The organism is Achromobacter sp. DMS1 (assembly GCF_001270295.1).
In genome coordinates this window covers 21,386-29,819 of the sequence record NZ_LHSJ01000017.1, presented here as the reverse complement: position 1 = coordinate 29,819, position 8,434 = coordinate 21,386, and the positions used below count along the sequence as shown (strand labels likewise).

Annotated in this window: 9 protein-coding genes; 2 read left to right on the top strand and 7 right to left on the bottom strand. The window is 64.8% G+C overall.

The features are described from left to right. The first annotated feature begins 51 nt into the window (after positions 1-51). Both AD428_RS03695 and AD428_RS03690 read left to right on the top strand, forming a co-directional pair. Complete coding sequence (locus AD428_RS03695; protein WP_053243721.1) at positions 52-615, top strand: DUF3489 domain-containing protein; 564 nt, start codon at positions 52-54, stop codon at positions 613-615. A 97-nt stretch (positions 616-712) separates the two neighbouring features. Further along, complete coding sequence (locus AD428_RS03690; protein ID WP_053243720.1) at positions 713-1,081, top strand: hypothetical protein; 369 nt, start codon at positions 713-715, stop codon at positions 1,079-1,081. On the opposite strand, the gene AD428_RS03685 is transcribed toward AD428_RS03690, so the two are convergent. The 7 genes from AD428_RS03685 to AD428_RS03655 all read right to left on the bottom strand — a co-directional run bounded on the left by AD428_RS03685 (position 1,045) and on the right by AD428_RS03655 (position 8,432). Further along, positions 1,045-2,307, bottom strand: coding sequence for a site-specific DNA-methyltransferase (locus tag AD428_RS03685; RefSeq protein WP_053243719.1), 1,263 nt, complete (start codon positions 2,305-2,307; stop codon positions 1,045-1,047). The two genes, AD428_RS03690 and AD428_RS03685, sit on opposite strands and share 37 nt — an antisense overlap. Next, positions 2,304-3,719, bottom strand: a complete 1,416-nt coding sequence (locus AD428_RS03680) for a site-specific DNA-methyltransferase (protein ID WP_053243718.1) — start codon at positions 3,717-3,719, stop codon at positions 2,304-2,306. Before AD428_RS03680 ends, AD428_RS03685 begins: the two co-directional genes overlap by 4 nt. A gap of 395 nt (positions 3,720-4,114) precedes the next feature. Continuing rightward, positions 4,115-4,543 carry a DUF6362 family protein gene (locus tag AD428_RS03675; protein ID WP_053243717.1) on the bottom strand — a complete coding sequence of 143 codons (429 nt, stop codon included), beginning with the start codon at positions 4,541-4,543 and terminating at the stop codon, positions 4,115-4,117. Between the two features lies 1 nt (position 4,544). Next, positions 4,545-5,021 carry a crossover junction endodeoxyribonuclease RuvC gene (locus AD428_RS03670; protein ID WP_053243716.1) on the bottom strand — a complete coding sequence of 159 codons (477 nt, stop codon included), beginning with the start codon at positions 5,019-5,021 and terminating at the stop codon, positions 4,545-4,547. Positions 5,022-5,153: 132 nt separating this feature from the next. Next, positions 5,154-7,448: a phage/plasmid primase, P4 family gene (locus tag AD428_RS03665; protein ID WP_053243715.1), complete on the bottom strand. Its 2,295-nt coding sequence runs from the start codon at positions 7,446-7,448 to the stop codon at positions 5,154-5,156. Then, entirely contained in the window at positions 7,441-7,701 is a 261-nt protein-coding gene (locus AD428_RS03660) for a hypothetical protein (RefSeq protein WP_053243714.1), read from the bottom strand. Before AD428_RS03660 ends, AD428_RS03665 begins: the two co-directional genes overlap by 8 nt. Continuing rightward, the gene (locus AD428_RS03655) at positions 7,698-8,432 is read right to left on the bottom strand and encodes an isoleucyl-tRNA synthetase (RefSeq protein WP_053243713.1); all 735 of its coding nucleotides are present in this window, start codon (positions 8,430-8,432) and stop codon (positions 7,698-7,700) included. The genes AD428_RS03660 and AD428_RS03655 overlap by 4 nt, the downstream gene beginning before the upstream one ends. Between the last annotated feature and the right edge of the window lie 2 nt (positions 8,433-8,434).

Here is an 8,434-nt window from a genome sequence, read left to right as displayed (position 1 = left end):
GAACAGCGCGTTCATCACGTCACCCGATCAACCCTTGCAAAGGAGCAAGACATGTCCCCCATCCCACTGACCCCGGCCCAACACGCCATCCTCGCCTATGCCGTCCACCACACCGACGGCAAGATCGAGTGGTTTCCCGAGCACATCAAAGGCGGTGCCCGCCAGAAAGTGCTCGACGGGATGTTCAAACGCGCCCTGATCACGCCCGATGGCGAGGGCTGGCGCGTCGCCGCCGAGGGCTACGACGCCCTGGGAATGCCGCGTCCCAGCGTGAACAAGACGGGCATCGGGCAATTCGAAGCCAATCTCGACCAGATCATCGCCAACGCTGAAGGCGCGTCAGCCGCCGCGAGCGATCCCGAACTGGAAGCCGCCGTAAACGCCGCCGAAGCAACGTGGGCCAAGCCGCGCACCCGCGACAACAGCAAGCAAGCCGAAGTGATCCGGATGCTGCAACGCCCCGAAGGCGCAACCATCAGCCAGATCTGCACCGCCACCGGTTGGCAGGCACACACGGTGCGCGGCACCTTTGCCGGGGCCTTCAAGAAGAAGCTGGGCCTGACCATCGTGTCGGACAAGCCGCAGGGCGGCGAGCGGGTGTACCGCATCGCCTGATCAGAATGATCGAGAAAGAGGCCAAGCGGCGCTTGGCTTCTCAATCGAACAGCGCGTTACTACGGGTGTCGCAACGATCAACCCGAAGGAGCCAGAGATGAACACCACCACGCAGATCCCCGCCACCCAGAACGAAGCCTGGGGCTTTTGGGGCACGATGAACGAACACGCCAGCGCCGCATGGCCCCTGGCGATGACCGCCATCTCGGACGCCACCGGCCAGCCCCTCGAATCGGTACGGGTCTTCCTCGACAGCCGCCACGGACGCCACTTTGCCGACGACGTCCAGAACGGGCTTTACGAAGGCAAGGCCCTGGCGGACGCGATCAACGCAGCCACCCAACGCTGGATGGGCTGGACGATTGGCAGCCAGACCAGCAAGCAATACGGCATCCCGCGCGGCCTGCCTTACCTGACGGGCTTCGTGATTCACTGCGAGATCGTCGACGAGTCGCTCGCCGCCTGATCAAGCAACGCGCCATCCGCCTCGCGGGTGGCCTGCTTCCCGGTGAAGTCCTCCCACCGACGCACGATCACGTCCACGTACTTCGGGTCGAGTTCGATCAGTCGCGCAGAGCGGCCTGACTTCTCGGCAGCAATCAGCGTGGTTCCAGAGCCACCGAACGGGTCGAGCACCACGTTGCCCGGGCGGCTCGAATTGCGGATCGCCCGCTCGACCAGCTCGACCGGTTTCATGGTCGGATGCAGATCGTTCTTCTGCGGCTTCTTGATGCTCCAGACATCCCCCTGGTCGCGGTCACCACACCAGTGGCGTGTCGCCCCCTCGGGCCATCCGTAGAGGATCGGCTCGTACTGGCGCTGGTAGTCGGCGCGCCCTAGGGTGAAGGTGTTCTTGGCCCAGATGATGAAGGTCGACCATTTGCCACCGGCGGCGCGGAAGGCGGCCTGCAGCACATCCAGTTCGCTGGAGGACATCGCCACATAGATACCGCCCCGGCAATGCCTGACGGTGGGCGTCAGCGCTGCCAGCAGGAAGTCGTAGAAGCCGTCCCCCAGGTTGTCGTTCAGGATCGCGCGATCCTTGCCGCGCATCTTGTCCTTGGCGCTGTTGGCGTAGTTCACGTTATACGGCGGGTCGGTGAAGACCATGTCCGCCAGGTCGCCCTGCATCAACCGCTCGTAGCTCTCGGCCACGGTCGAGTCGCCACACAGCAGCCGGTGCTGGCCCATGATCCAGACGTCGCCCGGACGCGAGATGGGCGTCTCGCTGACCTCGGGCACTGCATCCTCATCGGTCTGGCCTTCGTTGTCCGGCTCGTCGCCCGCGATCAGTTCGGCCAGCGCGTCGGCGTCGAAGCCGGTGATGTCCAGGTCGAAGCCTTCGAGTTGCAAGGCTTCCAGTTCGATCCTCAGCATCGCATCGTCCCAGCCCGCGTTCTCCGCGATGCGGTTGTCCGCGATGACCAGGGCACGGCGCTGGGTCGACGTCAGGTGATCGAGCACGACCACCGGTACCCGTTCCAGACCCAGCTTCTGGGCGGCGGCGAGACGACCGTGGCCAGCGACGATGATGCCGTCGCTGCCCGCCAGGATCGGATTGGTGAATCCAAACTCCGCAATGCTGGCGGCGATCTGCGCCACCTGTTCCTGGGAATGGGTGCGCGCGTTGTGGGCGTAGGGCAGCAACTTGGCGGTCGGCCACTGTTCGATCTTGTCGGCCAGCCAGTTCATGCCATCACCTCGGCATCAGAGGTGGCGACGCGTTCGGCGGCGACCTGTTCGAACGATTGGCCTGTTGCCAGCAGCGTGACCGGCACACCGGGGTGGTTCTGCTGGAAGCGCTTGATGGCCACGTCCACGTACTGCGGGGCGATCTCCACGCTGCAGCAGATCCGACCGGTGCGCTCGGCGGCCAGCATCGTCGTGCCGCTGCCGCCGAAGGGCTCAAACACGATGTCGCCCGCGTCCGTGTAAGCCTCGATGACGAACTCCGGCAGCGCCACTGGGAACACGGCCGGGTGGTCGATGTCCTGCCCGATCTTGCCCTTGTGGCGCATCACGCGGATCACAGAGTCGGGGATGCGGGTGTCTTGCGTCGGCAGCCCCTTGTGTGTCCAGCCGCCCACCTCGCCATCCTTACCGCGCATTGCCGTGGACGACCCGTCGGCGCGCAGGTGGGATTCCTGGCCTGCGTGTTTGCAGGGCACGATCTTGTTCGGCTTTCGGCTCTCCCGGTTGAAGTGGAATACGAACTCGAAGCTCGGCGCGAAGCGGCCTGCCCAGTCGCCGGGCATCCCCGGCCCCTGATCCCAGACGTACCACGCAAAGCGCCGCCAGCCCTGCTGGCGCATCCAAGATAGCCAACCGTCCCAATACGGGATCACCTCGTTGTCGCGGTGGATGAGGCCGAGGTTGACCAGCACCTGACCGTCGCCTGCCATCGGCAGGTGCGCGAACACGCCGCGCATCAGGCCGTCCCAATCGGAAATGCCGCCCGAGGTGTAGTCGCGCTGGTTGCCGTAGGGCGGCGAGGTGAAGCACAGGCGAGAGAGGTCACCCTGCATCAGCGCAGCGACCACGTTCCGGTCGGTGGCGTCGCCACAGATCAGGCGGTGCGGGCCAATCGCCCAGACATCATCGGGGCGGGATACCGCCATGACGGGTACTTCCGGCACGTCGTCGGCCGCGTCAGACTCGTCGGCTTCAGACTCTGATTCATCATCCGCGACGGCCACCGCGCCGGTGAGCAGTGCCTCGATCTCGGCTTCCTCGAAGCCGGTCAGAGCGAGGTCGTATCCAGCGTCGGACAACTCGGCCAGCTCCAGGGCCAGCATCTCTTCGTCCCAGCCTGCATCCAGTGCCAGTCGGTTGTCGGCAATCACCAGTGCCCGCTTTTGCGCGACGGTCAGGTGGGCCAGTTCGATCACCGGCACCTGATCCAGGCCGAGTTTGCGCGCAGCGGCCAAACGCCCGTGTCCGGCGATGATGCCGTTGTCGCCGTCGACCAGGATGGGATTCGTCCAGCCGTACTCGACGATGCTGGCCGCGATCTTGGCGATCTGGCTTTCGGCGTGCGTGCGCGGATTGCGGGCGTAGGGAATCAGCGCCTCGACCTTGCGGTACTCGACGTTGAGCGTGTTCAAAGTGGAAGTCCCAAAAGCAAAACCCGCCGAGCGTTGCCGCCGGGCGGGTTGAGTGAATGAAGATTCTGGTGGGGTGGTAACTGCGCCTGGGGGTGGTAACCGGAGCCGGTAACCTGCCGACTGGTAACCTTGCCCGCGCCCTGACGCTAAAAAAGCGTCGCGCTCGCGCCCCCCGCATGGGATTTTGGGCAGGAAGGGCCCGTTTTCCCTTGGGGAAGCGTGGCTGTGAAGCCACTGTCGCTTCGGAGCCACTGTGGCTTTGAAGTCACTGTCGACTCAAAGTCACTGATCCCGAGCATGGAGTGAATCCTAGCCCCAAAAGCCGGTTTTTGTTGCACCCTCGAAAGACCGTCAAAAGGACAAACGCAGCAAACCGGGGACAAACACCCCAAGCATTACCCTAAATTGCCCACGTTTTTGGATTGCGCGTGCCGTGGGACAACGCCTGCGTTGAGCTGGTCAGCCACCGTCTGCAAGGCTTTCTGCCAGCGCCGCCACGCCGTCGTGCGGTCACAGCCGAAGCGCCCACAGATCTTCCGCCAGGGCTGGTGGTCGCTGCGCATCCACACCAGATGACGCTGCTCCACGTCCAGCCACTGCATCCAGCGCATCGTCTCCAGCATCCGGTCAACCGCCTCAGGGCTGGGCGGGAAGTAGTGGCGCGGCTGTTCGTCTGCCGACAGACGCTCCCACTGCTGGCGCACGATGATGGGCCAGACGTTGAAGTAGCCCTGCACCCGCACGGGCGGCAGGCGTCGTCCAGTACGGGCTGCTTCTTCGTAGCGCGCGGCCACCTCGTCAATCGTCCAGTGTTTGCGGGTCACCTCACACCTCCTGTTCCACGTCGTGGTGCTGGATGGCCCAGTGCAGCAGCGCCAGTGCGTCGGCCTCGTTGTCGTCCACGGGGGCGTGGCCACGCACCCGGATAGCAGCGATCACGTCCTCCTTGCCCGCGTTGCCTTTGCCTGTGACGTGCTTTTTGATGGTGCCGACCGGCACGCCCTGATACGGGATCTGGTGGTGCTCGCACCACGCGGTGAGCGTGGCGAGAAACCCGCCATAGGCGTGGGCCGCATCGGTCGAAACGTGACGGCGGACTTCCTCGAAGTGCAGGCAGTCGATGCCGTCGCAGGATTGCTTGATCTCGGTGAGCCAGCGTTTGAAGCGCAGAAAGCGCATGCCGCCGCCTTCAAACCGCTGCGGACGGAAGCTCTCCGCACCGCTGGTGATGTGGCCGTCGCTGCCGCGCAGCGCCCAGCCGGTGGTGGTGCCCAGATCCAGGGCAAGAATGGTCGTGGTCATGGTGTCAGTCCTCGTTTTTTGGCGGGTCTGACGGATCGGACGGGTGATATCGAAAGTCTCCATGAGGCGCGCGCGCACGCGCACGTGTAGGAGTTACGACATAGTCCGTCCGATCCGTCAGACGCGGTTGTTTCAGTTATCGGCGTAAGGGGTGTAGGCAGGTGCAGGCGGGTACTTCAGACCAATGCCCTGAAACCCGCGCAAGCCCATGCCGTTGCGCCATTTGTCCAGCCCCCGGTTGAGCAGCAGGTCGGCAAAACGCTTCTGCGATCCGGTGAACTCACCCGCTGCGTCGGCCCACTGTTTCCAATCGGAGAACAGTTCGGCGGTCAACGATCTGGCGTTCGGGGTGCGAATGCAGCGTTCGTCCAGCCAGCGACCCAAGGCGTCCTCGGCCTCGAAGTACTCCTCGGTGGCCTCCACCACGCGCTGCGGCGGATCAAGCCGACCGTGACGCAGCCAGTCCAGGCAGCCCTGCACGGCCCATGCGAGGATGCCGTCGCGCTCGGCCAGCAGTTTTTGCTGCAGGTTCTTGTCGCGGCGCTCGGGCGGCACGGTGATCGTGAACGGGATCAGATGCAGCCTGCGCTTCATGGCCTCGTCGATGTTGCGGATGGCAGGCTTGTGGTTGCCTGCCACGAACAACTTGAACTGAGGGAAGAACTCGAAGAAGTCCTGGCGCATGAAGCGTGCGGAGATCTTGTCGCCACCGGTCAGGTTTTTGAGCTTGGATTCGGCCCAGCGTTTGCCCTGTTCGGTTTCGATGGCCGCCACGAAACGTGCACCGCGCAGTCCGGCCATATCGGTCGGGTGCCGGTCGGTGCGCGTTTCCATGAAGGTGTCCATGGGCGCGTTGGTGGCGTAGTCGCCCAGGATGGTGGCCAGCGTGTTGACGAACACCGACTTGCCGTTTGCGCCCGTGCCGTACAGGAAAAACAGTGCGTGCTCTTGCGTCGATCCGGTCAGCGCGTAGCCGACCATCCGTTGCAGGTAGGCCTGAAGCGCCTTGTCGCCGCCAGTGACTTCGTCGATGAACTGCTTCCACGTCGGACAGTCACCGCTGGGCGTGGCGGTGGTGATCTTGGTCATCCGGTCGGCACGTTCGTGTGGGCGCATCCGGCCCGTCTTGAGATCGACCACACCACCGGGCGTGTTGAGCAGCCACGGATCGGCGTCCCATTCATCGGTGATGGCCGCGTGCCTGCGATCCGCACGCGCCAGCCGTTCGACGCCACCGACCGTACTGGCACTGGCCAGCTTGACGGCGACCTTGGGGTTGTCGGCACGCACGGCGGCCTGGCGGCAGACGCTGCGGATCAGGTCGGTGGCGGCGAGCGTGTCCTCGGTGCGCCAGCGTTGCCCGTCCCACACCAGCCATCGCCCCCAGGTGGCCACATAGCGCCAGTCGCGGTGGTAGCGCCGGGTGAAGGACAGCGCCAGCGCGTCCTCGGTACCCCAGACGGATTCGTCGCTGCTGACCACCGGCTCGGCCTCATCGGTCACGTCGTGCATCTGCAGGCGCGGCCCGTGGGTGAGGAAGGTGGCGACATCGAAACCCTCGGCGATGGCGTCCGCCGCGTCCCAGCCCTCGGCAGCCTCCTCGGGCGGGTACAGGATGTGGCAGGACTTGGCCCCTGCCGACAGGATGGCCTGCGCCGCGTGCGTGGCGTACTCCCAGCCCGGTTTGTCGCGGTCGGGCCAGATCAGGACGGCCTTGCCGGACAGCGGCGACCAGTCGGTCTTGTCGACCGGGGCGTTCGCGCCGTGCATGGCCGTGGTGGCAACGATGCCCGCGTCGATCAGGGTCTGTGCGCATTTCTCGCCTTCGACCAGCACCACCTGCGCGGCGCTGGCCATTCCCGGCTGGTTGTAGAGCGGACGCGGATCGGGTGGCGTCATCTTGCGCCGCTTGGCGTCCCACGGGCGGAACTGCTTCTTCTGCCCGGGCGGGTCGTAGCGGTAAACCACCGCGATCAGCTTGCCGCTCGCATCCAGGTAGTCCCACTTCGCCGTGGCGGGGCCAAGCTCGTCGACGGGCATTTCTTTCTTGCCAGATCGACGCACCGGCATTTCACGGGCGCGACCGAGCAGTTCGGCCGCCGCGTCCAGCACCCGGTTGAAGTCGGTGTGGATATTGAGCGCCCAATGTCCGGCAATGAGATTGAAGATGTCGCCGCCGTCGCCTGTGGCGCGATCCGTCCACAGTCCCGCCTTCTCGCCATCGAGCACCACCTCAAGGCTGTCGCCCGGGCTGCCCAGCACGTCGCCGATCAGGAACTTGCCCCGGCGCTTCTTGCCCGCCGGAAACAGGGTGGCCAGCACCGAGGGCAAACCGGCGATCAAGCCTGCCCGCAGCGCCTCGCGTTCGCTGTCATCGAAGATGCGCCGGGACTGGACAGGTTGTTGGGTGTCGTTGAAGTCAAGCATCGACACCTTCCTTGCCCGATCCTGCGACCTGTTCCTCATCCCGCTTCTTGACGGCAGCGCTGCGTGCCGCCCATGCGGACAGTTCGGACAAGCGATAGCGCACCAGCCCGCCCATGAGGTAATGCGGAATCCGGTACTTGTTGCGCATCGCGTGATCGGCGAACCAGTAGTACGGCAAGCGCAATGCAGCCGCAGCCTGCTTGGCATCAATCATGGGATCGACGGTATTCATCAAAGCGTGCTTGTCAGTCATGACGTCCTCCAGCAGCGGTCTTGCCACGCGCACATCCGGCATTCGAAGTGGGTCGGGTCGTGAAAGGCGCGTGGCAGAAGCTCGCCTGCTTCGGTGGCCGTGATGACCTTTACCGCCCGGTCCGACATGCGCTGGGCCAGTGCCGCGTCAAAGGGCACAAGCTCGGTGTAGATCTCCATCGTGTCGGCGTTGAGCGCCGTGAAGATCGCCGGGTGCTCGTGCAGTTCGAGATAGGCTTGATAGATCGCCACTTGCGCCGCGTAGATCGGCTTGGAAACGGCCAGGCCCTTTTTCTGCAGTTCGCTCCAGGACTTGCTGCCCAGACACTTGCACTCCCAGAGCGCGGGATAAGCAAAGCCCTCGGGGCCAGCGACGATGACGCCGTCGACGTGGCCTTGCAGGCGGCCTTCGGCCACCGAGAAGCCGAACTGCTCGCCGTCTGCCTTGCGGGTGCGCAGGTCAAAACCGGCAGCCCGCAGCCACGCCACCATGCAGTCCTCCATGACGTGGCCGCGCTCGAAGATGCGCAACAGCCGCCCTTGAGTGCCGCGTCCGTGGTCGACGGGAGCCTTGGCGTACTCGAACTGCAGCGCCCGCTCGCAGGCCACGCCAAGACGTGAGGCCCCGAGGTACTGGCGTGCAGACTGACGTTCTCGGGCCTGCTGCATCCCGGCATCGACCAGCGCCATGACGCGATCCGAGAGGCTTGAAGATGAGTTGAAATCCAGCATCG